This is a genomic window from Pseudomonas sp. GL_139_B, assembly GCF_057834475.1.
The window spans coordinates 4507142-4533804 of record NZ_CM174403.1; the positions used below are offsets into that span (position 1 = coordinate 4507142).

Sequence of the window (26663 nt, forward strand, 5' to 3'; positions counted from 1 at the left end):
ATTCTCCGGTAGCGGGTATATACCCGCTTAAGATCGGAAAAACCGGCTTCAGGCCAGTTCGTCCAGCAATCGCAGCAAGGTTTCACGTTTCTCGGCACCCAGTCGGTCAATCAACCGCTGCTGTGCTGCCTCCCAGGCCGGCAAGGCGGCCTTCAGACGTTCGGCACCGGCCTCGGTCAGTCGGACGATGCGATTACGCATATCTTCGCCCTCGACCAGCATCACCAACCCTTCGCCTTCCAGCACCCGCAAATTGCGCCCGAGGGTGCTACGGTCCAGGCCGATGGCTTCGGCGAGAGTGGAAATACTCGGTTGATCCAGGCGCTGCAAATTGCACAGCAAAGAATACTGGGCAACGTTGATCCCGAAGCCGTCCAGAGCGCCGTCGTAATGCCTGCTGACGCCACGGGCGGCGCGACGCAGGTTGATACATAAACATTGGGAGTCGAGCATGGTGCGTGTATATACCCGCGGTTGTGTTAAATCAAGATATCGATGTGTCTGATGGACTGCATTCGCGAGCAGGCTCGCTCCCACAGGGGGAATGCGATCAACTGTGGGAGCGAGCCTGCTCGCGATGGGGCCAGCACTTTTACCTCAGGAGCTGTCAGACCAGCGCCAATCCTACCAGCACCGCCATCTCCAGCAACTCCAGCATCGCGCCTGCTGTATCGCCCGTCGTCCCGCCCAATCGCCGTAGCATGAGCTGCCGCAGCCATAGAAAAATAACCGATGTCACAACAACAGCCACAACACCGCTAAAACCTGAGATCAAAACACAGCCCAACGCACTGACCACCAGCACTTGTTGACCCGCCAATCGCGGCAGATGATCCGCCAGCGCCTGCCCCAACCCGCCCGCCCGCACATACGGCGTGGTCAGGAACAAACCCAGCATCGCGCTACGGCCGATCAGCGGAACGATGATCAGGGACAGGCTATGCTGCTGCTCGATCAACGCCAACAACGCCGCGAACTTCAGCAACAACACCAACACCAGCGTCACCACCGCAATCGGTCCACTGCGCGGATCTTTCATGATCGTCAGCGTACGTTCCCGGTCACCAAATCCACCAAGCCACGCGTCGGCGCTATCGGCCAGCCCGTCCAGATGCAACGCGCCGCTGAGCAAGACCCAAACCGTCAGCAACAGCGCGGCATGCAGCAATAACGGTGTGCCCAGCAACAACCAGTTCAGCGCCCACAGAATCACGCCGAACAGCAGCCCCACCAGCGGATAAAACAGCAGCGACCGGCCCAGCTCCTGAGGAGTCGGCATGCCGGGCAGACGAATCGGCAGACTGCTAAGAAATTGCAGGGCGATCCAGAATGGCAGCATGGTCAAATCGTTTCCTTGAGAATGACGCCGGGTTCGACGCGCAACGAAAACAACGACCCGTGACCTACTTCAACATTCAGCAACTGCTCGCGAGGCAACCCCCGCGCTTGCGCCAGCAATAACCGCATAACCCCGCCATGACTGATCAACAGGACCCGCTCACCAGCGTACGCAACGATCAATCGTTCGATGGCCGCCAACACCCGCTTGGAAAAGTCCGCCACCCGCTCACCATCCGGCGGCGTAAACGAATAAGGATCCGCCCAGAACAGGCCCAATGCCTCAGCATCGGTTTCCATCAACGCCGCCGCGCTCTGCCCTTCCCAGGCACCGAAGTGCAGTTCTTGCAGGTCTTTATCCAAGTGCACCGGCAATCCCAGTCGCTCGCCGAGCTCTTCAGAAAACCGCGCACAGCGCTGTAAAGGCGAGCTGACCAAACGATCCCAGGGCCCCTGCTCAATCACCGCCGCGCGCATCTGCTCCCAGCCTTTTGCGGTCAGTGCGTCATCGAGGCTGCCGCGCAACCCGCCACCGAGTTCGGTCTCGCCATGTCGCAGCAGGTCCAGGCGCAACGTCATGCCGGACGATCCGCAACAGCGGCTTCGGCGAAGGTCGCCATCTGCCCGTGAAGATCGCAGGCCAGACGCAACAACGGCACGGCCAACGCCGCACCGCTGCCCTCGCCCAGGCGCAGGCCAAGATCCAGCAACGGTTCGGCGTTCATGGTTTCCAGCACATGACGATGGCCAGGCTCGGCACCGCGATGGCCGAACAGCAGCCACTCACGACACCCAGGATTCAAACGCACCGCAACCAATGCCGCGACACTGCAAATGAACCCGTCGACCAGCACAGCAACCCCATCCTGCGCACACGCCAGATACGCGCCAACCAGCGCGGCAATTTCAAAGCCGCCGAGGTTGAACAGCGTCTGTAAAGTGTCCCCGCGCTGAGCACTGTGCAGCGCCAGCGCACGCTCGATGACCTGAGCTTTGTGGCTGACGCCCGCCGCGTCCAGGCCAGTACCCGGACCGGCCAGATCCACCACCGGGCAATCGAGCAAGGCACAGGCCAATGCACTGGCAGCGGTGGTATTGCCGATGCCCATTTCGCCGCCGATAAACAATTGAGCCCCGGCTGCGATGGCGCGCTGCACACTGTCACGACCGGCCTGCAAGGCGAGTTCGCCCTGGTCAATCGTCATGGCCGGGCCTTTGACGAAATTCGCCGTGCCGGGGCCCACGTTCAAGTGGCGCACGCCGGGCAGATTCAAGGTCGGCGTGACCGTGCCCAGATCCACCACTTCAAGGGACGCGCCCAACTGTCGCGCCAACACGCTGATCGCCGCGCCGCCCGTGACGAAGTTGTGCAGCATCTGCCCGGTGACTTCCTGAGGAAACGCCGACACGCCTTCAGCCACGACACCGTGGTCACCGGCAAAAATCGCGATCCACAGGTGCTCCAGGCTCGGCTTGACCTGCCCCTGCAACCCGGCCAATTGCACCGCCACCGATTCCAACTGCCCGAGCGAGCCGGCCGGTTTGGTCAGTTGCTGTTGACGCGCCTGCGCCTGTTCGACGGCTTGAGCATCGATCGCTTTGCACGGGTTCAGCCACCAGGATTGAGTCATAACGTAGTTCCTTTCAAAGTCAGGGGTAGGCCGGCGACGGTCAGGACGACACGCTGGCAGCGCTCGGCCAACGCTTGATGCAGCCAACCGGCTTCATCGACGTAACGGCGAGTCAATTCGCCCAGCGGCACGACCCCCATTCCGGTCTCGTTGCTGACAAAAATGATTTCACCCGGCAACGAGGCCAGGCAGTCCAACAGGGCTTTGCGTTCAGCATTGAGGCGTTCGACGTCGTCCAGCATCAGCAGATTGGTCATCCACAGCGTCAGGCAATCCACCAGCAGGCAATGGTTGGTGCTGGCGGTTTCGCGCAGGACGCGGGCGAGTTCGACCGGCTCTTCGATCAATGCCCATTCGGCGGGACGCCGGGCGCGGTGATGGGCGACGCGGTCGTTCATTTCACCGTCCAGCGGTTGGCTGGTGGCGATGTAGGTCACGGCCAGTTGGCTGTCGGTGGCGAGTTTTTCCGCCAGGCGACTCTTGCCGGAGCGGGCGCCGCCGAGGATTAGTTGGAGCATGGTCATTTACCTTTAAATGGCGGCGTTGCGACTGGCCTCATCGCGAGCAGGCTCGCGATGAATTCACCTCAAATCCCGCAGAGTTGACGCAGCAGCCGCGTATCCAAATGCTGCTCCACCAGATCCGCCAGCCGCTCGATATCGCGCTCGCGCAATGCGTGGTAATCGACCTCCTGCACCGCCTGCAAACCCGCCCAACGCAGCAACGCACTGCACGCCGCCGGCGATTCAAACAAGCCATGCAGATAGGTGCCGAAAATCTGTCCATCTACACTTTGCGCGCCATCGCAGCGACCATCATCCAGCTGCACGGCGGCGTTTTCCAACGCCGGCCCGGTGGTCACGCCGGCATGGATTTCATAGCCGCTGACGGCGGCATCTTCCAGGGCCAAGCGCCCGCGCACGTTGCGCAATTGCTTCTCTTCTTCGAGCTGTGTTTCGAACGCCAGCAACCCCAGACCGGCACTTGAACCCGGCGTGCCTTCCAGACCCAACGGGTCATGCACGTGCTCACCGAGCATTTGCAAACCGCCACAAATCCCCAGCACTTTGCCGCCATAGCGCAGATGGCGACTGATCGCCGAATCCCAGCCATTGGCCCGCAAATACGCGAGGTCGCTGCGTACGCTTTTCGAGCCGGGCAGGATGATCAGGTCGGCCGGCGGAATCGCCTGACCGGGGCCGATGAATTGCAGGTCCACTTGCGGATGCAGGCGCAGTGGATCGAAATCGGTGTGGTTGCTGATGCGCGGCAGCACTGGCACCACGACTTTCAGCACCTGGTCGGCCTTGTCGGTCTGGCGCTGATCGATGCCGTCCTCGGCCTCCAGATGCAGGTCCATCACGTACGGCAGAACACCGATCACTGGTTTTCCAGTGCGCTCTTCGAGCCAGTCGAGGCCGGGTTGCAGCAAGGCGATGTCGCCGCGAAAACGATTGATGATGAAGCCTTTGATACGCGCCTGTTCGGTCGGCGAGAGCAACTCCAGCGTGCCCACCAGATGCGCAAAAACCCCACCGCGATTGATGTCGGCAATCAACACCACCGGGCAATCCACCGCTTCGGCAAAGCCCATGTTGGCGATATCGCCGGCACGCAGATTGATCTCGGCCGGCGAGCCCGCGCCTTCAACTATCACCACCGGATACGCCGCACTCAACCGTTCATGGGAGGCCAGCACCGCTTGCATGGCGATGGCTTTGTAGTCGTGATAGGCGACCGCGTTCATTGTCGTGACCGCGCGACCATGAATGATCACTTGAGCACCGGTATCGCTGTTGGGTTTTAGCAGCACCGGGTTCATGTCGGTGTGCGGTTCAAGCTTGGCAGCTTGGGCTTGCACGGCTTGCGCACGACCAATTTCACCACCGTCCGCCGTCACCGCACTGTTGAGCGCCATGTTCTGCGGCTTGAACGGCACGACGCTTACGCCCTGGCGCACCACCCAGCGACACAGCGCCGTCACCAGTGTGCTTTTACCGGCGTCGGACGTGGTGCCCTGCACCATTAATGTAGTCATTGAGCGTCCTTGACGTAGGCTTCAAAGGCTTGCGCCAGGCGTGTCCAATCCGCTTCGTCGGCGGGTAAGCCAAAACGAAGGCTGCTGTTGTGTGGGAACAAGCGCAGCAAAATGCCCTGCCGAGCCATGAACTCATGCAATTGCTCGGCCTGGTCGGTGATCAGCCACTGGAACAAGGCGCATCCACCCTGCGGCTTGAAGCCGAACGGCTCAAGCAGCCGCGCCAGACGCTCGCTGGCTTCCTCGCTGCGCAGACGTTGGCGGGCATGACCTTCGGTGTCCAGCAGACAGGCCTGGCCAATCACACGGGTCGGCCCGCTGACCGCCCACGGTCCGACTTGCTCGGCGAGCAAGTTGAGCAGTTTGCGTTCCGCCAGCACGAACCCCAACCGGACACCGGCCAGACCAAAAAACTTGCCGAACGAACGCAATACAATCAAGCCGACCTGGTGGGTAAACGGCGCCACACTCAACTGCGGCGTGTTGTCCATGAACGCCTCGTCCACCACCAGCCAACCACCACGCGAGGCCAGTCGAGTGTGCCAGTCGAGCAGACGACTCGGGGTCAGACTCAGGCCGGTCGGGTTGTTCGGGTTGACCACCACCAGCACATCGAGGCTGTCGATAAAGAAGTCGACCTCCTGCTCCAGCACCTCACGCACGATGTAGCCGCAGCGTCGCCAGGCTTCGGCGTGTTCGGCGTAGCATGGCGACAACACGCCGACCTTGCCGGCACGCCGCAAACGCGGGAGTAACTGGATGGCCATTTGCGAACCGGCCACCGGCAGCACTTGCGCCGCGCTGTAATAGTCGCAGGCCGCCTGCTCCAGGCCGTCTCCGGTTTCCGGCAAACGTGCCCAGGCGCGCAGCGGGATGTCCGGGATCGGAAACGGCCAAGGCGCCAGGCCGCTGGACAAGTCGAGCCAATCGGCTTCTGCGATGCCATATTCGCGCGCCGCCTTGCGCAATCGGCCACCGTGCTCAAGCATAGAATTCAGCCCCCACGCAGAGAATCAGCAACCATAACCATACCCCGCGCTGAACCAATTGCCAGCCACGGTCAATGGAATCGGGATCCGCCGGCACGCCTTCGCCCAGTTGCGGACGCTGATGCAACTCACCGTGATAAATCGCCGCCCCGCCCAACTCGACGCCCAATGCGCCGGCGCCCGCCGCCATCACCGGGCCGGCATTCGGGCTGTCCCAGGTGGGGCCTTGCGTACGCCAGCATTTCAACGCCAGTCGGGTTTTTCCCAACAGCGCATAGGTCAACGCCACCAAGCGTGCGGGAATGTAGTTGAGGACGTCGTCGATCTTCGCCGCCGCCCAGCCAAATCGTTCGAAGCGTTCATTGCGATAACCCCACATCGCATCCAGCGTGTTGCTCAAACGGTAGAGCACCACACCGGGCGCACCGGCCACAGCAAACCAGAACAGCGCAGCGAACACCGCATCGCTGCCGTTCTCCAGCACTGATTCGGTGGCCGCACGGGCAACTTCGGTTTTATCCAGTTCACTGGTCTGGCGACTGACCAGATACCCCACACATGTGCGCGCTTCTTCCAGGTCATCACTGCGCAGGGCTTTCGCCACCGGCTCGACATGCTCACCGAGGCTGCGCATCCCAAGGGCACAATACAGCGCGAGAATCTCGACGACCCAACCCACATAAGGCGCCCAGGACAATGCCGTGGCGAGCAAGGTCAGCGGCAGCACCGCCAGCACCCACGCGGTAACGCCATGGCTGCGCCAGCCACGACCACCGCCGTTGAAACGTTGCTCGATGCGCTCGGCATAATTGCCGAACGCTACCAGCGGATGCCAGCGTTTGGGCTCACCCAGCAGCGCGTCCAGCGCAACTGCGGCGACACTCAATAACGCCACACTCATTGACTTTCTCCCCAATAATTTTCATACAGCAACTCACTGAGTGGACGCGCTTGCGCCCACCCTTCGAGCACCAGCATCGGCGCTGGATAGAATGCCTTGACCGGACCCAGACAAAGCACCGCCAACGGCTTGGCCCCGACCGGCAAACCCAGCAGGTCCGCCAGCGCTTGCGGCTCGAACAGCGACACCCAGCCCATGCCCAGGCCTTCGGCGCGAGAGGCCAGCCAGAGGTTTTGAATCGCACAGGACAACGAGGCCATGTCCATTTCTGGCAAGGTGCGCCTGCCGAAAATGTGGCGCTCGCGATCATCCATCAGCGCCGCGACCAGCACCTCGGCGCAGTCGTTGATGCCTTCGACCTTGAGCTTCATGAATTCGTCGGTGCGCTCGCCGAGGGCTTCGGCGGTGCGAATGCGTTCTTCTTCCACCAGCAACTGGATCTTGCCGCGCAGGGCTCGGTCGCTGATGCGGATGAAGCGCCAAGGCTGCATCAGGCCGACGCTGGGTGCCTGGTGTGCGGCTTCGAGCAGGCGTCGCAATAGTTCAGGCTCGACGGTACCGCCGCTGAAGTGACGCATGTCGCGGCGTTCGGCGATGGTGCGGTAGACCGCTGCGCGTTCGGCCTGACTGAATGCGTTGTCAGTCATGGCCTCTTCGCGAGCAAGCTCGCTCCTACAGGGTTTAGGTGATCCAATGTGGGAGCGAGCCTGCTCGCGATGGCGGCCTCAGGGTCAGGCGCAAAAAGCGCGGCAACCGCCGATGGATTGGACGGAAAATAAAAGTGCACATAAGAAGCCGTCATCCGCCCCTCACGATAAACCGCCTCCGCCCCGCGCCCGCCATTCGGGCTCAGGCCACGCGTAATCGGCTCAATTTCGGTACTGGTCAGCGAATGGTGATAGGTGTGCCCGCGCAACGATCCTTCCGGCAGTTCGACCGCTTGCAAGGCCAGCGCGGCCAGACGCTTTTGCATCACTGCATCGCCCTTCAGCAACCCCACCAGTTCGGCGCGGGTGCCATCGACATCAGTCAGCGAGTCGAGCAGATACAGCATGCCACCACACTCGGCCAACAGCGGTTTACCCGCTGCATGGTGTGCGTGAATCGCATTCAGCATCGAGGTATTTTGTGACAGCGCCACATGGTGCAATTCCGGATAACCGCCGGGTAGATAAAGGCTGTCAGCCCCCGGTAATTCGCTGTCGCGGATCGGCGAGAAGAACGACAGCTCGGCGCCCATGACTCGCAGCAAATCCAGACTCGCGCCGTAGGTGAACGCGAACGCTTCATCACGGGCCACAGCAATTCGCACACCCGCGAGCAACGGTTCGACCGCGATTACATCCGGGGCTGCAAATTCCACCGCCGGCGGCAATGCCACTTCACAGCTGCTGGCCAACGCATCGGCCGCCGCATCGAGGCGCACATCGAGATCATTCAGCTCACTGGCCTGAACCAGCCCTAAATGTCGACTCGGCAATTCGATCCCGGTTTCCCGCGACAAAGCGCCGTACCAACGCAATCCTTCGGTCAGGCTGCCTTCGAGCAATTGCGCATGACGCAGCGTGCCAACGCGGTTGGCCAACACGCCAGCAAACGGCAAGTCCGACTGATACTTCGCCAAGCCCAACGCCAATGCACCAAAGGTCTGCGCCATGGCGGTGCCGTCGATCACCGCGAGCACCGGCACACCGAAGTGCCGCGCCAGGTCAGCACTGGACGGCGTGCCGTCGAACAAGCCCATGACACCCTCGATCAGGATCAAATCGGCTTCAGCGGCGGCTTCCCACAACAGTCGACGACTTTCCTGCTCGCCGACCATCCACATGTCCAGTTGATACACCGGCGCACCGCTGGCGCGTTCGAGAATCATCGGGTCGAGAAAGTCCGGGCCGCATTTGAACACGCGCACCTTGCGCCCCTGATTGCGATGCAATCGGGCCAGAGCGGCGGTGACGGTGGTCTTGCCCTGACCGGAAGCCGGCGCGGCAATCAGTACCGCCGGGCAATGACGTGGTTGATTCACAGCTCGACGCCTTTTTGCGCTTTGATTCCGGCCTGGAACGCGTGCTTGATCACGCCCATTTCGGTGACAGTGTCGGCGAGTTCGATCATTTGCGGCTTGGCGCCGCGACCGGTCACCACCACGTGCTGCATGGGCGGGCGCGCCTGCAAATCGCTGAACACCTGGTCCAGGTCGAGGTAGCCGTGCTTGAGGGCGATGTTCAACTCATCCAGCACCACCAGGCCGATGGACGGATCGCTGAGCAATTCACGGGACACTGCCCAGGCCGCTTCAGCGGCGGCAATATCACGCTGGCGGTCCTGGGTTTCCCAGGTAAAGCCCTCGCCCATGACATGGAAACGCACTTGCTCCGGGAAGCGGCGAAAGAACAGTTCTTCACCGGTGCTGTTGCGGCCCTTGATGAACTGCACCACACCGCACTGCATACCGTGGCCCATGGACCGGGCGAGCATGCCGAATGCCGAACTGCTTTTGCCCTTGCCGTTGCCAGTCAGCACCAGCAGTAAACCGCACTCGTTTGGGGAATTGGCGATGCGTTCATCGATCACGGCTTTTTTGCGCTGCATGCGCGCCAAATGGCGTTCGTCACGATCAGGGGTATCGGTCATGGGGGAGCTCTCCGTTGAGGCTGGATAACGGCGGGCAGGCACAAGAATAGACGGCAAGAAGCCTGGCATCGCCCACCGTGATGCCGCTGGATGAATCAGGCCGGTCTCCGGGCTCATGAGCGGCGATATGCCGGGCTGCGCGCCTTCCCATGTCGAAGATAGACACAGTGGCTCAAGGCGCAGTCTTGACTCATTTACCGTTGCGGGGGCAGCGCCGGGATCGTGAAGATTCGTCGTATGACGAAAGTCACTCACCGGCTTCCCTGTTTCACTCTGTCGGCCACGGCCACAGAGCACCTGAAACAAGCCGCGAAGGTTAGAGGGTTGGGGGTGGAGCGTCAAATGAAGACAAAGCCGCGGCGAGCGATATACTGCCGCCGATCATTTTATTGACGCCAATCTTGCGGCACACGGCCAGCAATGATATCAAAGAGCCACAACCCAACAACAACACAATTACAAGGGTGAGCAAGATGCAAGGCATGATTATCAGCAATCCGAAGCTGGAATTCCTGCGACCGGTGCTGGAACGCTGGTTTGACTGTATCGACCGCTACAACACGATTCGCGGCGATAACGAAGCGCCTTACTGGCATGACGAAAAGGCCAACCTTGGCCTGCTCTCCACCGCCGCCTGGATGGCGGAAATGGTCACCCTGCAAAGCGCGCCGACCCGCAAACAAATCGAAGAAGGCGAGCGCAATGCCCACGCCGATCTGTTTATCGCGACCGCCGAAGAGCGTGCCTATCTTCAGACCACTCAACGCTGGCCCAAGGTCAACAGCCTGAACCTGACGCAGGCACTGCTGGACATCACCAGTGACGCCAAACGCCTCAGCTACACCAGCGACCTTAAACTCGGCTGCCTGTTCGTGGCTCCGCAAAAAGCCCAGCAGAGCGCCACCCCTGAAGAACTTCAGGACATGGTTGACGACCTGCAAAAGGAACACTGCTGCGCGGTGGCCTGGTATTTCCCCTACGCCTACCGCAAGTTGCGTAACGAAGCCGGCAACTATCACCCGGGCATCGCCGTCCTGTTCAAGGAAGCTCGCGGCTGACCGGTTGAACCATCGCGCTGTTTATCTTCTCTATGAATAAGACACTGCATTCATAGGGAAGACCAGCATGCGCAAGTCCCCGCTCGTTCTCGTCATCGTGCTCGCCGGAGGGCTTGCCGCCTGCGGTGAAACCTCCACCCTGCAAGTTTCCGACGGCACCGGTCCGTCACCCAAGCTGCCCGAACCGAATAAAACCCTGATTCCGACGGTGAACGTCGCTCAGGCGATCGGCTGGCCGGCCGACGCGAAACCCACCGCTGGCGCCGGGACCCAAGTGGCGGCCTTTGCTGAAGGCCTCGATCACCCGCGCTGGCTCTACGTGCTGCCCAACGGTGACGTGCTGGTGGCCGAAACCAACGCGCCACCCAAACCCGATGACGGCAAAGGCATTCGTGGCTGGGTCATGGGCAAAGCCATGGGCCGCGCCGGCGCTACCGTTCCCAGCCCGAACCGCATCACGCTGCTGCGTGACAAGGACCACGACGGCATCGCCGAAACGCGCACGGTGTTCCTGGAAAACCTCAATTCGCCCTTCGGCATGACACTGGTCGGCAATGACCTGTACGTGGCCGACACTGACCGCTTATTGCGTTTCCACTATGAAAGCGGTGACACGGCGATCAAGTCGCCGCCGATCAAAGTGATTGATCTGCCGGGGGGCACGCTGAATCATCACTGGACCAAAAACGTCATCGCCAGCAAGGACGGTAGCAAGCTGTACGTCACCGTGGGCTCAAACAGCAATGTTGGTGAAAACGGCCTGGACAAGGAAGAAGGCCGCGCGGCGATCTGGGAAGTGGACCGCGCCACCGGCAGTCACCGGATATTCGCTTCGGGGATTCGCAATCCCAACGGCTTGGCCTGGGAGCCCCGCAGCGGCGCGCTGTGGACGGCGGTCAACGAGCGGGACGAAATCGGCAGCGACCTGGTGCCGGACTACATCACCTCGGTCAAGGATGGCGGGTTCTATGGCTGGCCATTCAGCTACTACGGCCAACATGTCGACATTCGCGTCGAGCCGCAAAACCCGGACCTGGTGGCCAAGGCCATCATGCCGGACTACGCGGTGGGTCCGCACACTGCATCGCTGGGCCTGACGTTCGCTGAAGGCAACACCCTGCCCGCGCAATTCAAGGAAGGGGCGTTCATCGGCCAGCACGGCTCATGGAACCGTAATCCGCGCAGTGGCTACAAAGTGATTTTCGTGCCGTTTGCGGGCGGCAAACCGACCGGGCAACCGGTTGATGTGCTGACAGGCTTCCTCAATAACGACGAAGAGGCCAGGGGCCGGCCGGTGGGCGTGGTGATCGATCAGCAGGGTGGCTTGCTGGTGGCGGACGATGTGGGGAACAAGGTGTGGCGCGTGACCGCAGCCAAATAACTGCAACACCTGTAGAAGTGAACCTGCTCGCGATAGCGGTGGACCAGCCATATTGATGCTGGATGTGCCGGCCTATTCGCGAGCAAGCTCGCTCCAGGGGTCAGCGCTTTATCAGGGATTGCGCGCCAAATGCTGGGGCTGCAGAACGCGTTTGGCGCTCAGGTATGCCCTCTGCCAATAGGCTTTAGACAGGCTGTCGAGCTTCACCGTGCCGCCAGTCGCGGGCGCATGGACGAAGCGGCCTTCGCCGACATAAATCCCGGCATGGCTGACCTGAGAGCCGCCATTAGTCGCGAAGAAAATCAGGTCACCAGTTTGCAGGCCCTCCTTTCCCACATTGGCGGCTTGCATGCTGATCAACTCGCGAGTGGTTCGCGGCAAGGAAATGCCGGCAACATCACGGTAGACGTAACCGATCAACCCACTGCAATCAAAGCCCGAATCCGGCGTGTTGCCACCCCAGCGATACGGCGTCCCCACCAGACCGAGCGCGCGGAATAGCACGTCTTCTGCTTCAGGGGAAAAGGACTGCGGGTTACCGAAAATAATGGGCGCGCGAACCACCGGCGCAGGTGGGGTGCGGCTGGCACAGGCGCTGAGCAGCGCTGCGAAGAAGAACAGGAGTGCGAGGCGGGCCGACATCGTCATAAGCAGAACATCCTGATCTGGCTGCGGCTTTTTCTGCCGGGGGTGCAGAAAAGAAAACCGCCTGCGCGGGGCGCAGGCGGTTTGCCATCATTAATAGATCAGAATTCTAGCGGCTACGCGGCAAAGTTCAAGTAAGACTTTAACTTCGCCTTACAACCTGTACGTTTACTTGCGAGCGGTGACCACGGTCGGGGCCATCGCGAGGGCGCGCTTGGCCTCGATGAAGGTCTTGTTCCAGTAGCTGTCGCCCAGGCTGTCGACCCGAACACCACCGCTTTTGCGGCTGCTGGAATGGATAAACTGGTTGTCACCCAGGTAGATCCCGGCGTGACTGACGCGGCCGCGACGACCATTGGTAGCGAAGAACAGCAAATCGCCCGGCTTCAGCGCACTGCGAGATACCAGTGGCGCATTCACGTTGATCATTTCGCGCGTGGAGCGTGGCAGGTTCATGCCCGCTTCTTCACGGAACAGATAACCGATGAAACCGCTGCAATCGAAACCGTCTTCAGAGGTACCGCCGAAACGATAACGGGTACCGATCAGGGACTTGCCACGCTCGAGGATGCTGTCAGCCAGAACCGGTAGCTGATAGCCCTTGCCGTCGGCAAAGCTGGCCAGCTCTTTATTGGTGGCCGCCTCTTCCTGGTAAAGAGCGTCCTGGAAAAGAACGGAAGAAGATTGTGCAGTAACTGAATTTTTAACCTGCTGTTGTTGCTCTTGCTGGGACACTGGAGAGTGAGCAGCGCAACCGAACAACAGGGTGACGAGTGCGAGAGGCACGAGGGGTGCGAAGCGCTTTAGCATGGGCACGACCGTGGCTGATAGTTGTAAAGAAGCCGAGACTATGCCCGCTATCATCCTCATTTGCAAATTCAATCGAACTTTATGTGACTTATCAGTTTCTCGCTAACATCTAAGCGCTTAAGCCCATTTTAGACACTCGCGCAGCCTGCAGCCCTGTAGGAAAGCGGATCTCTTGGCGCCTGAAATAGGTCGAACCCCCTGCCAGGCTTAGGTTTCACCAAGCTCTTGTTACCAGCCAAGGGTTTCTTTCAGGAAGGGAATGGTCAGCTTGCGCTGAGCTTGAAGAGAGGCCTGATCGAGACGTTCAAGCAGCTCGAACAGCGCACTCATGCTGCGAGTACCGCGGGTCAAAATAAAATGCCCGACTTCATCGGTCAGGTGCAAACCGCGTCGCGATGCACGCAATTGCAAAGCGCGCAATTTGTCTTCATCGGAAAGCGGGCGCATCTGAAAGATCAGCGCCAGGGTCAAACGCGACTTCAAATCCGCCAGTTTCACCGGCAATTCACGCGGTGATGTCGACGCGGCGATGAGCAGGCGACGACCACTGTCGCGCAGGCGATTGAACAGATGGAACAGCGCCTCTTCCCAATCCGCCCGGCCGGCAACCGCCTGCAAATCATCCAGGCAGACCAGTTCGTATTGTTCGAGGTTATCGAGAATGGAGATACCACGATCAAGCAGCTCGGCCAAAGGCAAGTACACCGCCGGCTCGCCCAACTGCTCGAAGCGCAGGCAGGCCGCCTGCAACAAGTGAGTACGCCCTACCCCGTCCTTGCCCCAGAGATAAATCAGGCTTTCGGTCCACCCGGCGTCGGCTTCGCATAGCCGCTCGACATAGCCGAGTGCTGCGGCATTGGCGCCTGGGTAGTAATTGATAAAGGTAGCGTCATCACGCAGACGCACACCTAGGGGCAGCTGAATCGGTTTCATGCTGACTGAACAGTTCCTAAAGAACCGTTAGTGGCCTCTGTGTAAAGTTTGCGAAGTTTATACCCGTGACGCTGGTCGCACAATGCGACAGACCACAAGCAAAATCAAAGGTTTGCGTTAACGTGCTGGTTTCATGACAGTTTTGTTGGCGCTGCATGTGACAGCCACGCGAGGAGTGCAGGCCAACCCGGCAATGATCCTGGTCGGCCGCAACGGCCTTTCAACGAACCTTACCGCCTTGGCTCATCCGGTCCGCTGTACATTTCAGAGTCCTTATATAAATCATTCACATGGCGCACCAACACCATGATCACTGCCGCCACTGGCAAGGCCAGTAACACGCCAGTGAAACCGAACAGCTCCCCCCCCGCCAGAATCGCAAAAATCACCGCCACCGGGTGCAGACCGATCCGGTCACCTACCAATAATGGCGTCAGCACCATGCCTTCCAGCGCTTGCCCGACCATGAACACCGCGACGATGCCCAACATTGGATAAAGGTCGCCACCGAACTGAAACAGTCCGGCAATCAGCGCCGAGCCGATCCCGATGACAAAGCCCATGTACGGCACGATTGCGGCAAAACCAGCGATTACACCGATCAACAGCCCCAACTCCAACCCCACCAGCATCAAGCCCGCGGAGTAGATCACCCCCAGTGCCACCATCACCAGTAATTGCCCGCGCACGAACGCCCCCAGCACTTCGTGACATTCGCCAGCCAACAAGACAGCGCGCTCTTCGCGATCCCGGGGCAACAGGCTACGCACCTTCACCATCATCAGGTCCCAATCCCGCAGCAGGTAAAAACTCACCACCGGGATCAACACCAGATTGGCCAACCAGCCAATCAACGCGAGACCGGACGCCGTGGCCTGACTTAACACCACACCGACGATGTCACTGGTCTGCGTCACATGCTCGCTGATCGCGGCCTTGAGCCGGTCAAATTTCCAGAAGCCTTCCGACAACCCGAACTTCGATTGCGCCCACGGCAGTGCAGTGTGCTGCAGCCAGTCGAGCATTTGCGGTGCCAACTCATACAAACGAAACAATTGCTTGGCCAGCAGTGGCACCAACACCAGCAGCAGCGTGGTGAAAATCAGGGTAAACAACGCGAACACCGCCACCACGCCCCACGTCCTTGAAAACCCGGCCTTCTCCAGTCGATCCACCACCGGATCGAACATATAGGCCAGCAACAGCGCCACCAGAAAGGGGGTCAGGATCGGATGCAACAGCCAGACAAACGCACACAGCAGAGCGACTCCACCCAACCAGAACCAACGGCGCGTATCGGCCATGTACCACTCCATATGCATCTATATAAAGAAAGAAAACCTTACCAGCGGAAGCGCAATTGCGGCGTCGGCGCCGGGGCTGGCGCTGTAGCAGGCGTCGAACCCTGCGTCACGGGCTGAACCGGTGCTACGGGCGTGGCTGTCTCACCGGCCGGTACTTCCTGCAACTTCGCCAGCGACAACTGTGAGCGCAGCTGCTCAACGCTGCCATTAACCCGATAAAGGATGCGATCACCGCTAACACTTTGCAGGCGCGCACCAAAAGGGTCGAGCAATCGCCCCAGTGTCGCGTAACGCTCCAGGTTCATGCCCTGCACTTCCAGCAATTGTTCGCCCGAAGCGCCCGGTCTGACGACAAAACGTGGCGCCAGCCGCTCGCTGATTGCCAGCATCACCGCATCGGCCACCGCGGCCTGATCCGCGCCTTGAACGCTGCCCGCTTCCTTTTTGTCCCCTAACCACAAATTCCATTTGGCTTGCCACTGACCGCCCTCTTCCCGGGCATGCACCGCGAGCAGGGCGTCAGCGTTGTAACGCTCCGATGCATGGTGCAGAGGCGTCGCATCCGTGCCTTCCAGCGTTGGCGCCGTAGCCACCAACTGCTCACTCAGATCCGCCAGCGGCAAACGCAATGGCAAACCGCGGTGTTGTGCTGCTCGACGCAGAGGCGCGGCACTGGCCTGGCCATCGCCCACCAGGCTCGAACCTTCGGTGGAGTCGTTCAACCACCAGCCGAGGATCGATGGACGATTCGCGCCCCACAACGACAGCCCCGCACGACGCAACGCCAGCTCGGTGGTATTGGGGTCGAAATCGATTTTCAGCACTTGCGGCGGGCCCGCATCAAAGCCGTATTGACTGATGATCTGCTGAGGATCTTTGCGCAGGGCCGCCAACCCTGGACTTTGCACCGCCCTCGGATCGCCGGTCAGACGCAACACCAGCGTATCCAGAGCTCGCTGAGTCGCTTGATCACGCTCCTCGGGCGCCTGACTGGTGACAGGCTCACGCACCTGATAGAGACCTTTCACGGTTTCGGCATGACTGGCGAGACTGAAAAGGGAAAAACAGCTCAAACATAAAAATCTAGAAAGCAAACGCATGGAAGATTCCTGACGGCAAGAGCGGCTGGAACTGACCGCATGAAGGCATTGAGCAAGGCTGTGACCATTGCCTCGCGCAAAACATTCACCCGACCCCGATAAGTTTTTGACGCTGCCATAACGATAGACGGTTAATCGCGATACCTTATACAGCCAAGCAACACGCCACTAGGGGCGTTCAATATCATTTTTTTTAATGGGATATGCCCCTGCTGTCGGCGTGAGGATGGCCGCTGCCCCTCAAGCCTGATAAAATCGCGCGCCTTCGCAGACCGGCAACAGCCGGGTAATCCGAATTTTGTGTGAGGCAATCGCCCCCCGTCGAATTCGGTGTCCCCGCTGGACTCGGTCGTTACCCCTGAATCCCCCCTAAAGGCCTGGATCATGAGCAAGCAACCCTCCCTGAGCTACAAGGACGCCGGTGTAGACATCGACGCCGGTGAAGCATTGGTCGAACGCATCAAGAGCGTCGCCAAGCGCACCGCGCGCCCGGAAGTCATGGGCGGCCTGGGCGGTTTCGGCGCCCTCTGCGAAATTCCGGCCGGCTACAAGCAGCCCGTGCTGGTCTCCGGCACCGACGGCGTGGGCACCAAGCTGCGCCTGGCACTGAACCTGAACAAACACGACAGCATCGGCATCGACCTGGTGGCCATGTGCGTAAACGACCTGGTGGTCTGCGGCGCCGAGCCACTGTTCTTTCTCGACTACTACGCCACCGGCAAGCTCAATGTCGAAACCGCGACTCAGGTCGTGACCGGCATCGGCGCAGGCTGTGAACTGTCCGGCTGCTCCCTGGTCGGCGGCGAAACAGCTGAAATGCCTGGCATGTACGAAGGCGAAGACTACGACCTGGCCGGTTTCTGCGTCGGCGTCGTGGAAAAATCCGAAATCATCGATGGCTCGAAAGTCGCTGCCGGCGACGCCTTGCTCGCCCTGCCGTCTTCCGGCCCGCACTCCAACGGCTACTCGCTGATCCGCAAGATCATCGAAGTGTCGGGCGCAGATATCGAAAACATCCAGCTCGACGGCAAACCGCTGACCGACCTGCTGATGGCCCCAACCCGTATCTACGTGAAGCCGCTGCTCAAGCTGATCAAGGAAACCGGCGCTGTCAAAGCCATGGCCCACATCACCGGTGGTGGCCTGCTGGACAACATCCCGCGTGTTTTGCCAAAAGGCGCACAAGCGGTGGTCGACGTGGCGAGCTGGACCCGTCCTGCCGTGTTCGACTGGCTGCAAGAGAAAGGCAACGTCGACGAAAACGAAATGCACCGTGTGCTGAACTGCGGCGTCGGCATGGTCATCTGCGTGGCACAAGAGCACGTTGAAACCGCGCTGAATGTACTGCGTGATGCAGGCGAACAGCCATGGGTCATCGGCCAGATCGCCACGGCTGCCGAAGGCGCGGCCCAGGTTGAACTGAAGAACCTCAAGGCTCACTGATGCCTAAGACCTGTGATGTTGTGGTGCTGTTGTCCGGCACCGGCAGTAACTTGCAGGCCTTGATCGACAGCACGCGGACCGGCGACAGCCCGGTCCGCATCGCTGCGGTGATTTCCAACCGCGCCGACGCCTACGGCCTGCAACGTGCCAGGGATGCGGGTATCGACACCCGCGCCCTGGATCACAAGGCTTTCGAAGGTCGCGAGGCCTTTGATGCCGCGATGATCGAACTGATCGACGCCTTCAACCCCAAACTCGTGGTACTGGCCGGTTTCATGCGCATTCTCAGCGCTGATTTCGTGCGCCACTACGCGGGTCGCCTGCTCAATATCCATCCGTCGCTGCTACCCAAATACAAAGGGTTACACACTCATCAGCGCGCGCTGGAGGCCGGCGACACGGAGCACGGCTGCTCCGTCCACTTCGTCACCGAGGAACTCGATGGCGGACCACTGGTCGTACAGGCAGTAATACCGGTAGAGTTGCACGATTCGCCGCAGAGTCTGGCGCAGCGAGTCCATGCTCAGGAACACCTGATCTACCCGTTGGCTGTACGCTGGTTTGCCGAAGGTCGTTTATCACTCGGCGAACAAGGTGCTTTACTGGATGGCAAGTTACTCGCGGCCAGCGGCCACTTGATTCGAACCTAGGAGATATTATGCGTCGCGCCCTGCTCTTCGCTTGCGCTCTGTTTGCCTTGCCCCTGGCACAGGCTGCGGAACTTCAACCTTTCTCCGCCAGCTACACCGCCGACTGGAAACAGCTGCCCATGAGTGGCACGGCTGAACGCAGCCTGACCAAGGAAGCCAACGGCGTCTGGAAACTCAGCTTCAAGGCATCGATGATGATCGCCAGCCTGTCTGAAGAAAGCACCCTGACTCTGGACAAGGACACCCTGCTGCCTCAGTCCTACCACTTTGAGCGTGGGGGCCTGGGCAAAGCCAAGAAGTCTGATCTGGATTTCGACTGGACCACCAATTTGGTCACCGGCATGGATCGTGGCGACCCGGTCAAGGTTCCGCTCAACCGCGGGATGCTCGACAAGTCCACGTATCAATTGGCCCTTCAGCGCGACGTCGCCGCCGGCAAAAAGAGCATGAGCTATCAGGTCATCGACGGTAGCGAAGTCGATACCTATGACTTCCGCGTACTGGGCTCGGAAAAAGTCGACACCAAGGCCGGCAAGATCGATGGGATCAAGGTCGAGCGTGTGCGCGACCCGACACAGAATAAACGCACCACCGTCTTGTGGTTCGCCAAGGAGTGGGATTACCTGCTGGTTCGCCTGCAACAAGTTGAAACCGACGGCAAGGAGTACAACATCATGCTCCTCGACGGCAAGGTCAACGGTAAAGCAGTCAAAGGCAGCTAAACCGGGCTCGACACGAAAATCCGGAGTCCGATAAGGATTCCGGATTTTTTTTGCCTGCTGGAACTTAAATCCGCGCCAACGCTTGCGCCAGATCAGCGCGCAGGTCTTCGACGTCCTCGACCCCCACGGACAATCGCACCAGCGCATCGCCGATGCCCAGTTGCGCACGGGTGTCGGCGGGGATGGTCGCGTGGGTCATGATCGCCGGGTGCTCAATCAGGCTTTCCACCCCGCCCAGGCTCTCGGCAAGCGCAAAGATCTGCACGCTCTCCAGAAAGCGCTTGGCGCCCGCCAGATCGCTGTTCAAATCGAGTGAAATCATCCCGCCAAAACCGCGCATCTGTTGCCGCGCCAATTCGTGCTGCGGATGGGATGGCAGGCCCGGGTAGTAGACGCGCGCTACCTGCGGCTGTTGTTCCAGCCATTGCGCCAGCGCCAGTGCATTACTGCAATGACGCTCCATGCGCAATGCCAGGGTTTTCACGCCGCGCAGGGTGAGAAAGGCGTCAAATGGCCCGGCGATGGCGCCCACCGCGTTTTGCAGAAAGCCCAGTCGCTCCCCCAGCTCCGCGTTCTGCCCAACCACCGCGATTCCGCCGATCACGTCGGAGTGGCCATTCAAATACTTGGTGGTTGAGTGCACCACGACATCGAAGCCCAGTTCCAGCGGGCGCTGGATCCACGGGCTCGCGAAGGTGTTGTCGGCCACGCAAATGATGCCGCGCTGACGACAGATGCGCGCGATGGCGGCGAGGTCAGTGAGACGCAGCAATGGGTTGCTCGGAGTCTCGACGCAGACCATTCGCGTGTCGTCCTGCAGCGCCGCTTCGAAAGCCGCCAGGTCCGTCAGATCGACGAAACTGAAACGATGCCCGGCGCTGCGCCGACGCACCTTGTCGAAAAGGCGAAACGTGCCGCCATATAAATCATTGCCCGAGACGATATGCGAATCGGCATCGAGCAATTCGAGCACCGTGGAAATCGCCGCCAGCCCGGACGCGAACGCAAAGGCCTGGGTGCCCCCTTCGAGATCCGCCACGCAGCGCTCCAGCGCCCAGCGCGTCGGGTTATGCGAACGCCCGTAATCGAGACCTTTGTGTACGCCAGGACTTTGCTGCAAATAGGTGGAGTTGGCGTAGATCGGCGGCATTAACGCCCCAGTGGAGGGGTCCGGCGCCTGCCCGGCATGAATCACACGTGTGGCAAACCCATAAGACGCAGCATCTTTATCGTGACTCATGCCAGGGATCTCCGTAGATGATTGAGTAGGTCAAAGCGGGTAATCAGTCCGTGGAAGCCCGAGGCATCGGCAATGATCGCCACCAGCCCACGGTCGAGTTCCGCCTGCAACTGCGCCAGACTGGCAGCGGCAGGCAGCGTTTGCAGCTTGTCAGTCATCGCGCTGGCCACCGTCGAGCGGAAGTGCGAGGCGTCCTGATGCACCCTCAGCAGAATGTCGGACTCGTCAATCACACCGACCAGCCGCTGGCCGTCCACCAGCACCGGCAGTTGTGACACGTCCGCCAGGCGCATGCGCTGGAAAGCGGTCAGCAGCGTGTCGTCAGGGCCCACGCTGATCACTCGACCATCCTCGAAACGGCGCGAGATCAGGTCACGAAGATCGCCGTAGTGCTTGTATTGCAACAGGCCCTGATCGTTCATCCACTGATCGTTGTAGACCTTCGACAGGTAGCGGGTGCCGGTGTCGCAGACAAAACTCACGACCCGTTTCGGCTCGGTTTGCTCGCGGCAATAACGCAGTGCCGCCGCCAGCAGTGTCCCGGTCGACGAGCCACCGAGAATGCCTTCGGCGCGCAACAGTTGGCGGGCATGATCGAAGCTTTCTTCGTCGCTGATCGAATACGCGTGGCGCACGCTCGACAGGTCGGCAATCGAGGGAATGAAATCTTCGCCAATACCCTCCACCGCCCAGGAACCGGGGGTTCCAAGGGTGCCGCTGCGGCTGTATTCGGCCATTACCGAGCCGACAGGGTCGGCCAACACCATGACCAGATTCGGTTGAACGCGGTTAAAGAAGCGGGTCAAGCCGGTCAACGTGCCCGCCGAACCGACGCCAACGACGATGGCATCGACATCATGCTGGGTTTGCGCCCAGATCTCTGGCGCGGTGCTGCATTCGTGAGCCAGCGGGTTGGCCGGATTGTTGAATTGATCGGCAAAGAACGCGTCGGGAATTTCCTGTGCCAGCCGCGCGGCTACATCCTGGTAGTACTCGGGATGGCCCTTACCGACATCCGAGCGGGTGATATGCACCTCGGCGCCCATTGCCTTGAGGTGCAGGACTTTCTCGGTAGACATCTTGTCGGGCACCACCAACACCACGCGATATCCTTTGGCACGGCCGACAAGGGCCAGCCCCAGACCGGTATTGCCGGCAGTGGCCTCGACGATGGTGCCACCAGGTTGCAGGCGACCATCGCGCTCGGCAGCGTCGATCATCGCCAGACCGATGCGATCCTTGATCGATCCACCGGGGTTTTGTGATTCGAGTTTGAGAAATAGCGTACACGGGCCGGTATCGAAACGACTGACACGCACCAGCGGCGTGTTACCAATCAGTTCAAGGACGGCGGGGCGGGATTCATTCGGCATGTCTTCACCTTGCTAGGTTATTCGCACTGGATGGACACCAACCTGCTGCGCGTCATTGTGTGACGGTCGCAGGTAATACCTCGCTTGGACCATAGGCCGCGATGGCGTCATTCGCAACCGCGCGCGGCCGGCCGGTCGCCCGGTATCCGTTCAACGAACGGGCATGCGCCCGGAAGAAAGTGGAACGCGCCGACGCAGGAATGCTCTATAACTTCAAGGTTATTTTTGACCGTACGACTTTTCCAGCCTGGGAGGCTTTCCATGACCGTTACCGTCAATACCGTTTCCGCCGAAGGTTTTCGCCATAGCGTTCAAATCGACGACCACGAACTGTTTGCCGACGTGCCGACCTCGGCTGGCGGTGAAGGCTCGGCGCCAGAACCCCACGATTACTTCGATGCAGCCTTGGGGGCGTGCAAAGCCTTGACTCTGAAGATGTATGCCAAGAAGAAGGACATCCCGCTGACCGGTGTCACTGTCGAGGTCAAACGCGACAACAGCGAAGAGCAGAAAGGCAAATACGCCCTGCACGTCAAACTGACACTCAAGGGCGTGCTCACCGATGCGCAGCGCGAAGAACTGCACCGCGTCGCCGACCGCTGCCCGGTCCACAAGCTGATGACCAGCACCGAGGTCAGCATCGAAACCCACCTGTCCGAAGGTGCGTTCAGCCAATAGCGGCAACGGCAGCGCAAGCGGGTTATGCTCCATGCATCACCCGCTCAGCCTGGAATGCAGCATGAACACTCCGCTCGTGATCCGCCCTCGCGCCGAAGATGTCGAAGGCCAGCCGATTCTTCGCCCATTGCCGTCAGCCAAATGCCGCAGCGTCGGGCCTTTCGTGTTTTTCGACCACATGCTCCAGACCCATTATCCGGCAGGCAAAGGCATGAATATCCGACAGCATCCGCACATCGGTCTGTCGACCCTCACCTACTTGTTTGAAGGGCAGATCCAGCACAAGGACAGCCTCGGCTCCGATCAAGTGGTGAGCGCCGGCGATGTCAGCTGGATGACCGCCGGCAGCGCGATTGCCCATGTCGAGCGAACACCCGAGGCGTTGAAAGACAGTGGCTTTACGATGCACGGCTTGCAGATCTGGCTGGCATCGCCGAAGGAGCATGAACAAGGTCCGGGGTACTACAGCCATCATCCGGCGAGCACCTTGCCGGTCAGCGATAACCTTGGTGTGAAGATCCGGATGATTGCCGGGTCAGGCTTTTGTCTGAAATCGCCAGTCCCGGTGCTTTCTCCTACGTTGTATGCGGAATTGAACCTGCAAACAGCGACCACACTGCTGATTCCCGCCGAGCATGAGGAGCGCGCGCTGTATGTCCTGAGTGGCGAAGCGCAGCTGGATGGCGAGACGCTGGAATTGAATTCGCTGGTGGTGTTGCCGGCTGGGGAAGAGATGACTCTGTTTGCCGAGAGCGACTGTCATGCCGTGCTGTTTGGTGGTGCACCGCTGGACGGGCCACGGCGGATCAACTGGAATTTTGTCGCGAGTGATCCGGCGGTTATCGATGAAGCGCGGCGGCGCTGGGCGGCCGGGGATTGGCCAACTGTGCCGGGGGAAAATGAGCGAATCGAACTGCCTTAGCTTTTTCGATGACCGTTACACCGTCATCGCGAGCAGGCTCAGTCCTACAAGGGGAAATGCATTCCAAAAATGTGGGGGTGAGCCTGTTCGTGATGAGGCCAGTCATGACACCAGAGTGTCAGGGCAAAAACTGCTATCAGCCTTTAAACACTTCATCCAGCAAATTGTGCATTGACGTAAACGCCCGCGCCGCTATCTTCGCGTCATACATCATCATGCCCGGCACGTTCGCATGCGGATCGGTAAAGGAATGTACCGCCCCGCCATAGCTCAGCAATTGCCAGTCCACACCCGCCGCATTCATTTCCGCTTCGAACTCTGGCAGTTGCTCTTTGGGTACCAATGGATCGGCTGCACCGTGCAGCACCAGCACCGAGCCCTTGATGTTTTTGGCATCCGCCGGGGCAGGCGAATCCAGTGTTCCATGGAACGATACCGTCGCTTTTAACGGCGCACCTGTGCGGGCCAGGTCCAGGGCACAGCAACCACCGAAGCAAAAACCGAATGCCGCCAGTTTCGAGATATCGACCGCTGCTTCGCCTTGGCTTTGCAGCTGTTCAAACGCCGCTTGCAGTCGCTTGCGCAACAACGCACGGTCATGTTTCAACGGCATCATTGCGGCGCCCGCCTCGTCACCATTCTGCGGACGAACAGATTGACCATACACGTCCGCAATCAGCACCACATAACCTTTGGACGCCACGGACTTGGCTATCACTTCGGCCCCGGCACTGACACCCATCCAGTTCGGCGCCATCAGCAAGCCCGGACGCGGGCCTTTGTGGTCAGCATCGAACGCCAGACGGCCTTCATAGGGCTGGCCATCAATTTGATAAACGACAGAACGTACAGTGATTTGGCTCATGACACACTCCCAGTAAAAGACACCAGAATGAAAAAAACCCGCCGAAGCGGGTTTTTTTACAACGCAGTTAGACCGACAGTTCAACCAACAGCTTGTTCAGACGGCGCACATACGCGGCCGGGTCCTTCAAGCTGTCACCGGCAGCCAGTGCCGCCTGATCGAAGAGAATGTGCGACAGGTCGCCGAAGCGCTCTTCGCTCTGCTCGTTGTCGAGCTTCTCGATCAGCGGGTGAGCCGGGTTGAACTCGAAGATCGGTTTCGAATCCGGAACCTTCTGACCGCTGGCTTCGAGTATCTGACGCATCTGCATGCCCAGGTCCTGCTCGCCGATCGCCAGAATCGCCGGGGAATCGGTCAGACGGTGGGAAACCCGTACTTCAGCAACCGAATCACCCAGTGCGGTTTTCAGACGCTCAACCAGACCTTCTTTGGACTTGGCAACTTCTTGCGCAGCTTTCTTGTCCTCTTCCGAGTCCAGATTGCCCAAGTCCAGGTCACCGCGCGCCACGTCGACGAAGCTCTTGCCGTCGAAGTCGTTGAGGTAGCTCATCAGCCACTCGTCGATACGATCGGTCAGCAGCAGCACTTCGATGCCTTTCTTGCGGAAGACTTCCAGGTGCGGACTGTTTTTGACTTGCGCGTAGGTTTCGCCAGTCAGGTAGTAGATCTTGTCCTGACCTTCCTTGGCGCGAGCCAGGTACTCGGCCAGACCCACCACTTGCTCGCCTTCTTCACCGTTGGTCGACGCGAAACGCAGCAGGCCAGCGATTTTCTCTTTGTTGGCGAAGTCTTCTGCCGGGCCTTCTTTCATGACCTGACCGAAGTTCTTCCAGAAGCTCTTGTATTGCTCAGGCTCGTTCTTCGCCAGTTTTTCCAGCATGTCCAGAACGCGCTTGGTCAACGCCGATTTCATCGAATCGATGATCGGGTCTTTCTGCAGGATTTCCCGCGACACGTTCAGCGACAGGTCATTGGAATCGACCACGCCCTTGATGAAACGCAGGTACAGCGGCAGGAACGATTCGGCCTGATCCATCACGAACACGCGTTGCACGTACAGCTTCAGGCCTTTCGGCGCTTCACGCTGGTACAGGTCGAACGGAGCACGGGCCGGCACGTAGAGCAGCGAGCTGTATTCGAGCTTGCCTTCGACCTTGTTGTGGCTCCAGCTCAGCGGGTTCTCGAAATCGTGAGCAACGTGCTTGTAGAACTCCTGGTATTCCTCGTCCTTCACTTCGGTGCGAGGACGGGTCCACAAGGCGCTGGCGCGGTTAACGGTTTCCCATTCCGCAGCCGGCTGCTCTTCACCTTCAGCAGCGGCCACTTCTTTTGGCAACTCGATCGGCAGAGCGATATGGTCGGAGTACTTCTTGATAATGTTGCGCAGACGCCAGCCATCGGCGAATTCGTCTTCACCGGACTTCAGGTGCAGGACGATGCGAGTGCCGCGCTCGGCTTTTTCAATCGTGGCAACTTCAAAATCGCCTTCGCCCTTGGACGACCAGTGCACGCCTTCGCTGGCCGCATCACCGGCACGACGGCTGAACACGTCGACTTTGTCGGCGACGATGAATGCAGAGTAGAAACCCACACCGAACTGACCGATCAGGTGCGAATCTTTCTTCTGATCGCCAGACAGGTGTTTCATGAAATCGGCAGTGCCGGATTTGGCGATAGTCCCCAGATGGGTGATCGCTTCTTCACGGTTCATGCCAACGCCGTTGTCTTCGAGGGTGACGGTTTTAGCGTCCTTGTCGAAGCTCACACGGATTTTCAGTTCGGCGCCACCTTCCAGCAATTCAGGCTTGGACAGGGCTTCGAAACGTAATTTATCGACAGCGTCAGAGGCGTTCGAGATCAATTCGCGAAGGAAGATTTCCTTGTTGGAATACAGCGAATGGATCATGAGGTGCAGCAGTTGCTTCACCTCGGTCTGGAAGCCCAGGGTTTCCTTTTGAGTTTCCACACTCATGGTCATCAAACTCCAATCAGATGGCAGTGGCCGCGA

Annotated in this window: 27 protein-coding genes and 1 riboswitch; of the genes, 7 read left to right on the forward strand and 20 right to left on the reverse strand. The window is 59.8% G+C overall.

Annotated elements, in window-relative coordinates; all coding sequences use genetic code 11:
• Positions 1–48 precede the first annotated feature (48 nt).
• The 11 genes from AC3ISI_RS20570 to cobO form a co-directional block, all read right to left on the reverse strand.
• Positions 49–453 (reverse strand): MarR family winged helix-turn-helix transcriptional regulator, encoded by a 405-nt coding sequence (locus tag AC3ISI_RS20570; RefSeq protein WP_489333547.1) that lies wholly within the window; start codon positions 451–453, stop codon positions 49–51.
• A 154-nt stretch (positions 454–607) separates the two neighbouring features.
• Entirely contained in the window at positions 608–1339 is a 732-nt protein-coding gene (locus AC3ISI_RS20575) for an adenosylcobinamide-GDP ribazoletransferase (RefSeq protein WP_489333548.1), read from the reverse strand.
• A 2-nt stretch (positions 1340–1341) separates the two neighbouring features.
• Entirely contained in the window at positions 1342–1917 is a 576-nt protein-coding gene (gene cobC / locus AC3ISI_RS20580) for an alpha-ribazole phosphatase family protein (protein WP_489333549.1), read from the reverse strand.
• Complete coding sequence (cobT, locus tag AC3ISI_RS20585) at positions 1914–2969, reverse strand: nicotinate-nucleotide--dimethylbenzimidazole phosphoribosyltransferase (protein WP_489333550.1); 1056 nt, start codon at positions 2967–2969, stop codon at positions 1914–1916. The genes cobC and cobT overlap by 4 nt, the downstream gene beginning before the upstream one ends.
• A complete protein-coding gene (gene cobU, locus AC3ISI_RS20590) occupies positions 2966–3487 on the reverse strand; it encodes a bifunctional adenosylcobinamide kinase/adenosylcobinamide-phosphate guanylyltransferase (RefSeq protein WP_489333551.1) in 522 nt (173 codons plus the stop codon). Before cobU ends, cobT begins: the two co-directional genes overlap by 4 nt.
• A gap of 68 nt (positions 3488–3555) precedes the next feature.
• Positions 3556–5007, reverse strand: coding sequence for a cobyric acid synthase (locus AC3ISI_RS20595; RefSeq protein WP_489333552.1), 1452 nt, complete (start codon positions 5005–5007; stop codon positions 3556–3558).
• Positions 5004–5996: a threonine-phosphate decarboxylase CobD gene (gene cobD / locus AC3ISI_RS20600; RefSeq protein WP_489333553.1), complete on the reverse strand. Its 993-nt coding sequence runs from the start codon at positions 5994–5996 to the stop codon at positions 5004–5006. Before cobD ends, AC3ISI_RS20595 begins: the two co-directional genes overlap by 4 nt.
• The gene (cbiB, locus tag AC3ISI_RS20605; RefSeq protein ID WP_489333554.1) at positions 5989–6897 is read right to left on the reverse strand and encodes an adenosylcobinamide-phosphate synthase CbiB; all 909 of its coding nucleotides are present in this window, start codon (positions 6895–6897) and stop codon (positions 5989–5991) included. The genes cobD and cbiB overlap by 8 nt, the downstream gene beginning before the upstream one ends.
• On the reverse strand, positions 6894–7544 hold the full coding sequence (gene bluB, locus AC3ISI_RS20610; RefSeq protein ID WP_489333555.1) for a 5,6-dimethylbenzimidazole synthase: 651 nt from the start codon (positions 7542–7544) through the stop codon (positions 6894–6896). The genes cbiB and bluB overlap by 4 nt, the downstream gene beginning before the upstream one ends.
• Positions 7541–8923, reverse strand: coding sequence for a cobyrinic acid a,c-diamide synthase CobB (locus AC3ISI_RS20615; RefSeq protein WP_489333556.1), 1383 nt, complete (start codon positions 8921–8923; stop codon positions 7541–7543). Before AC3ISI_RS20615 ends, bluB begins: the two co-directional genes overlap by 4 nt.
• Positions 8920–9531: a cob(I)yrinic acid a,c-diamide adenosyltransferase gene (gene cobO / locus AC3ISI_RS20620; RefSeq protein ID WP_489333557.1), complete on the reverse strand. Its 612-nt coding sequence runs from the start codon at positions 9529–9531 to the stop codon at positions 8920–8922. Before cobO ends, AC3ISI_RS20615 begins: the two co-directional genes overlap by 4 nt.
• 81 nt (positions 9532–9612) lie before the next feature.
• Positions 9613–9847: riboswitch (cobalamin riboswitch) on the reverse strand.
• Positions 9848–10004: 157 nt separating this feature from the next.
• Between cobO and AC3ISI_RS20625 the strand changes: the two genes are divergently transcribed.
• Both AC3ISI_RS20625 and AC3ISI_RS20630 read left to right on the forward strand, forming a co-directional pair.
• Positions 10005–10589, forward strand: coding sequence for a hypothetical protein (locus AC3ISI_RS20625; RefSeq protein WP_489333558.1), 585 nt, complete (start codon positions 10005–10007; stop codon positions 10587–10589).
• 67 nt (positions 10590–10656) lie between these two features.
• Positions 10657–11970 carry a PQQ-dependent sugar dehydrogenase gene (locus AC3ISI_RS20630; protein ID WP_489333559.1) on the forward strand — a complete coding sequence of 438 codons (1314 nt, stop codon included), beginning with the start codon at positions 10657–10659 and terminating at the stop codon, positions 11968–11970.
• 111 nt (positions 11971–12081) lie between these two features.
• Here AC3ISI_RS20630 and AC3ISI_RS20635 read toward each other — a convergent pair whose 3' ends face one another.
• The 5 genes from AC3ISI_RS20635 to AC3ISI_RS20655 all read right to left on the reverse strand — a co-directional run bounded on the left by AC3ISI_RS20635 (position 12082) and on the right by AC3ISI_RS20655 (position 16762).
• Entirely contained in the window at positions 12082–12618 is a 537-nt protein-coding gene (locus AC3ISI_RS20635) for a C40 family peptidase (protein WP_489333560.1), read from the reverse strand.
• A 165-nt stretch (positions 12619–12783) separates the two neighbouring features.
• Positions 12784–13425, reverse strand: coding sequence for a C40 family peptidase (locus tag AC3ISI_RS20640; protein WP_489333561.1), 642 nt, complete (start codon positions 13423–13425; stop codon positions 12784–12786).
• A 228-nt stretch (positions 13426–13653) separates the two neighbouring features.
• The gene (gene hda / locus AC3ISI_RS20645; RefSeq protein WP_010456804.1) at positions 13654–14358 is read right to left on the reverse strand and encodes a DnaA regulatory inactivator Hda; all 705 of its coding nucleotides are present in this window, start codon (positions 14356–14358) and stop codon (positions 13654–13656) included.
• Positions 14359–14588: 230 nt separating this feature from the next.
• On the reverse strand, positions 14589–15662 hold the full coding sequence (locus tag AC3ISI_RS20650; protein ID WP_489333562.1) for an AI-2E family transporter: 1074 nt from the start codon (positions 15660–15662) through the stop codon (positions 14589–14591).
• Between the two features lie 38 nt (positions 15663–15700).
• Positions 15701–16762 carry a DUF2066 domain-containing protein gene (locus AC3ISI_RS20655; RefSeq protein WP_489333563.1) on the reverse strand — a complete coding sequence of 354 codons (1062 nt, stop codon included), beginning with the start codon at positions 16760–16762 and terminating at the stop codon, positions 15701–15703.
• Positions 16763–17146: 384 nt separating this feature from the next.
• On the opposite strand from AC3ISI_RS20655, the gene purM reads away from it, so the two are divergent.
• The 3 genes from purM to AC3ISI_RS20670 are packed head-to-tail and all read left to right on the forward strand — an operon-like array spanning position 17147 to position 19577.
• Entirely contained in the window at positions 17147–18205 is a 1059-nt protein-coding gene (purM, locus tag AC3ISI_RS20660; RefSeq protein ID WP_454875996.1) for a phosphoribosylformylglycinamidine cyclo-ligase, read from the forward strand.
• Positions 18205–18855, forward strand: coding sequence for a phosphoribosylglycinamide formyltransferase (gene purN / locus AC3ISI_RS20665; protein ID WP_489333564.1), 651 nt, complete (start codon positions 18205–18207; stop codon positions 18853–18855). The genes purM and purN overlap by 1 nt, the downstream gene beginning before the upstream one ends.
• A gap of 8 nt (positions 18856–18863) precedes the next feature.
• Positions 18864–19577 carry a DUF3108 domain-containing protein gene (locus tag AC3ISI_RS20670; protein ID WP_489333565.1) on the forward strand — a complete coding sequence of 238 codons (714 nt, stop codon included), beginning with the start codon at positions 18864–18866 and terminating at the stop codon, positions 19575–19577.
• Between the two features lie 64 nt (positions 19578–19641).
• On the opposite strand, the gene AC3ISI_RS20675 is transcribed toward AC3ISI_RS20670, so the two are convergent.
• Positions 19642–20817, reverse strand: coding sequence for a trans-sulfuration enzyme family protein (locus tag AC3ISI_RS20675; protein ID WP_489333566.1), 1176 nt, complete (start codon positions 20815–20817; stop codon positions 19642–19644).
• Positions 20814–22190, reverse strand: a complete 1377-nt coding sequence (locus AC3ISI_RS20680) for a pyridoxal-phosphate dependent enzyme (protein WP_489333567.1) — start codon at positions 22188–22190, stop codon at positions 20814–20816. Before AC3ISI_RS20680 ends, AC3ISI_RS20675 begins: the two co-directional genes overlap by 4 nt.
• 261 nt (positions 22191–22451) lie before the next feature.
• On the opposite strand from AC3ISI_RS20680, the gene AC3ISI_RS20685 reads away from it, so the two are divergent.
• Positions 22452–22868 (forward strand): OsmC family protein, encoded by a 417-nt coding sequence (locus AC3ISI_RS20685; RefSeq protein WP_489333568.1) that lies wholly within the window; start codon positions 22452–22454, stop codon positions 22866–22868.
• A 61-nt stretch (positions 22869–22929) separates the two neighbouring features.
• Positions 22930–23790, forward strand: a complete 861-nt coding sequence (locus AC3ISI_RS20690; protein WP_489333569.1) for a pirin family protein — start codon at positions 22930–22932, stop codon at positions 23788–23790.
• A 136-nt stretch (positions 23791–23926) separates the two neighbouring features.
• Here the strand turns inward: AC3ISI_RS20690 and AC3ISI_RS20695 are convergent, their stop codons facing one another.
• Positions 23927–24655, reverse strand: coding sequence for a dienelactone hydrolase family protein (locus AC3ISI_RS20695; protein WP_489333570.1), 729 nt, complete (start codon positions 24653–24655; stop codon positions 23927–23929).
• 67 nt (positions 24656–24722) lie between these two features.
• A complete protein-coding gene (htpG, locus tag AC3ISI_RS20700) occupies positions 24723–26627 on the reverse strand; it encodes a molecular chaperone HtpG (protein WP_489333571.1) in 1905 nt (634 codons plus the stop codon).
• Positions 26628–26663 lie beyond the last annotated feature (36 nt).

Excerpts from the sequence above, each read along its gene's own strand:
- cbiB (WP_489333554.1), bottom strand. The coding sequence starts at position 6,897 with ATGAGTGTGGCGTTATTGAGTGTCGCCGCAGTTGCGCTGGACGCGCTG.
- AC3ISI_RS20680 (WP_489333567.1), bottom strand. The coding sequence starts at position 22,190 with ATGCCGAATGAATCCCGCCCCGCCGTCCTTGAACTGATTGGTAACACG.
- AC3ISI_RS20635 (WP_489333560.1), bottom strand. The coding sequence starts at position 12,618 with ATGACGATGTCGGCCCGCCTCGCACTCCTGTTCTTCTTCGCAGCGCTG.
- cobT (WP_489333550.1), bottom strand. The coding sequence starts at position 2,969 with ATGACTCAATCCTGGTGGCTGAACCCGTGCAAAGCGATCGATGCTCAA.
- AC3ISI_RS20570 (WP_489333547.1), bottom strand. The coding sequence starts at position 453 with ATGCTCGACTCCCAATGTTTATGTATCAACCTGCGTCGCGCCGCCCGT.
- AC3ISI_RS20670 (WP_489333565.1), top strand. The coding sequence starts at position 18,864 with ATGCGTCGCGCCCTGCTCTTCGCTTGCGCTCTGTTTGCCTTGCCCCTG.
- AC3ISI_RS20685 (WP_489333568.1), top strand. The coding sequence starts at position 22,452 with ATGACCGTTACCGTCAATACCGTTTCCGCCGAAGGTTTTCGCCATAGC.
- htpG (WP_489333571.1), bottom strand. The coding sequence starts at position 26,627 with ATGAGTGTGGAAACTCAAAAGGAAACCCTGGGCTTCCAGACCGAGGTG.
- AC3ISI_RS20595 (WP_489333552.1), bottom strand. The coding sequence starts at position 5,007 with ATGACTACATTAATGGTGCAGGGCACCACGTCCGACGCCGGTAAAAGC.
- AC3ISI_RS20640 (WP_489333561.1), bottom strand. The coding sequence starts at position 13,425 with ATGCTAAAGCGCTTCGCACCCCTCGTGCCTCTCGCACTCGTCACCCTG.
- AC3ISI_RS20690 (WP_489333569.1), top strand. The coding sequence starts at position 22,930 with ATGAACACTCCGCTCGTGATCCGCCCTCGCGCCGAAGATGTCGAAGGC.
- AC3ISI_RS20650 (WP_489333562.1), bottom strand. The coding sequence starts at position 15,662 with ATGGCCGATACGCGCCGTTGGTTCTGGTTGGGTGGAGTCGCTCTGCTG.
- hda (WP_010456804.1), bottom strand. The coding sequence starts at position 14,358 with ATGAAACCGATTCAGCTGCCCCTAGGTGTGCGTCTGCGTGATGACGCT.
- AC3ISI_RS20575 (WP_489333548.1), bottom strand. The coding sequence starts at position 1,339 with ATGCTGCCATTCTGGATCGCCCTGCAATTTCTTAGCAGTCTGCCGATT.
- purM (WP_454875996.1), top strand. The coding sequence starts at position 17,147 with ATGAGCAAGCAACCCTCCCTGAGCTACAAGGACGCCGGTGTAGACATC.
- AC3ISI_RS20655 (WP_489333563.1), bottom strand. The coding sequence starts at position 16,762 with ATGCGTTTGCTTTCTAGATTTTTATGTTTGAGCTGTTTTTCCCTTTTC.
- purN (WP_489333564.1), top strand. The coding sequence starts at position 18,205 with ATGCCTAAGACCTGTGATGTTGTGGTGCTGTTGTCCGGCACCGGCAGT.
- cobD (WP_489333553.1), bottom strand. The coding sequence starts at position 5,996 with ATGCTTGAGCACGGTGGCCGATTGCGCAAGGCGGCGCGCGAATATGGC.
- bluB (WP_489333555.1), bottom strand. The coding sequence starts at position 7,544 with ATGACTGACAACGCATTCAGTCAGGCCGAACGCGCAGCGGTCTACCGC.
- AC3ISI_RS20625 (WP_489333558.1), top strand. The coding sequence starts at position 10,005 with ATGCAAGGCATGATTATCAGCAATCCGAAGCTGGAATTCCTGCGACCG.
- AC3ISI_RS20675 (WP_489333566.1), bottom strand. The coding sequence starts at position 20,817 with ATGAGTCACGATAAAGATGCTGCGTCTTATGGGTTTGCCACACGTGTG.
- cobO (WP_489333557.1), bottom strand. The coding sequence starts at position 9,531 with ATGACCGATACCCCTGATCGTGACGAACGCCATTTGGCGCGCATGCAG.
- cobC (WP_489333549.1), bottom strand. The coding sequence starts at position 1,917 with ATGACGTTGCGCCTGGACCTGCTGCGACATGGCGAGACCGAACTCGGT.
- cobU (WP_489333551.1), bottom strand. The coding sequence starts at position 3,487 with ATGCTCCAACTAATCCTCGGCGGCGCCCGCTCCGGCAAGAGTCGCCTG.
- AC3ISI_RS20695 (WP_489333570.1), bottom strand. The coding sequence starts at position 24,655 with ATGAGCCAAATCACTGTACGTTCTGTCGTTTATCAAATTGATGGCCAG.
- AC3ISI_RS20630 (WP_489333559.1), top strand. The coding sequence starts at position 10,657 with ATGCGCAAGTCCCCGCTCGTTCTCGTCATCGTGCTCGCCGGAGGGCTT.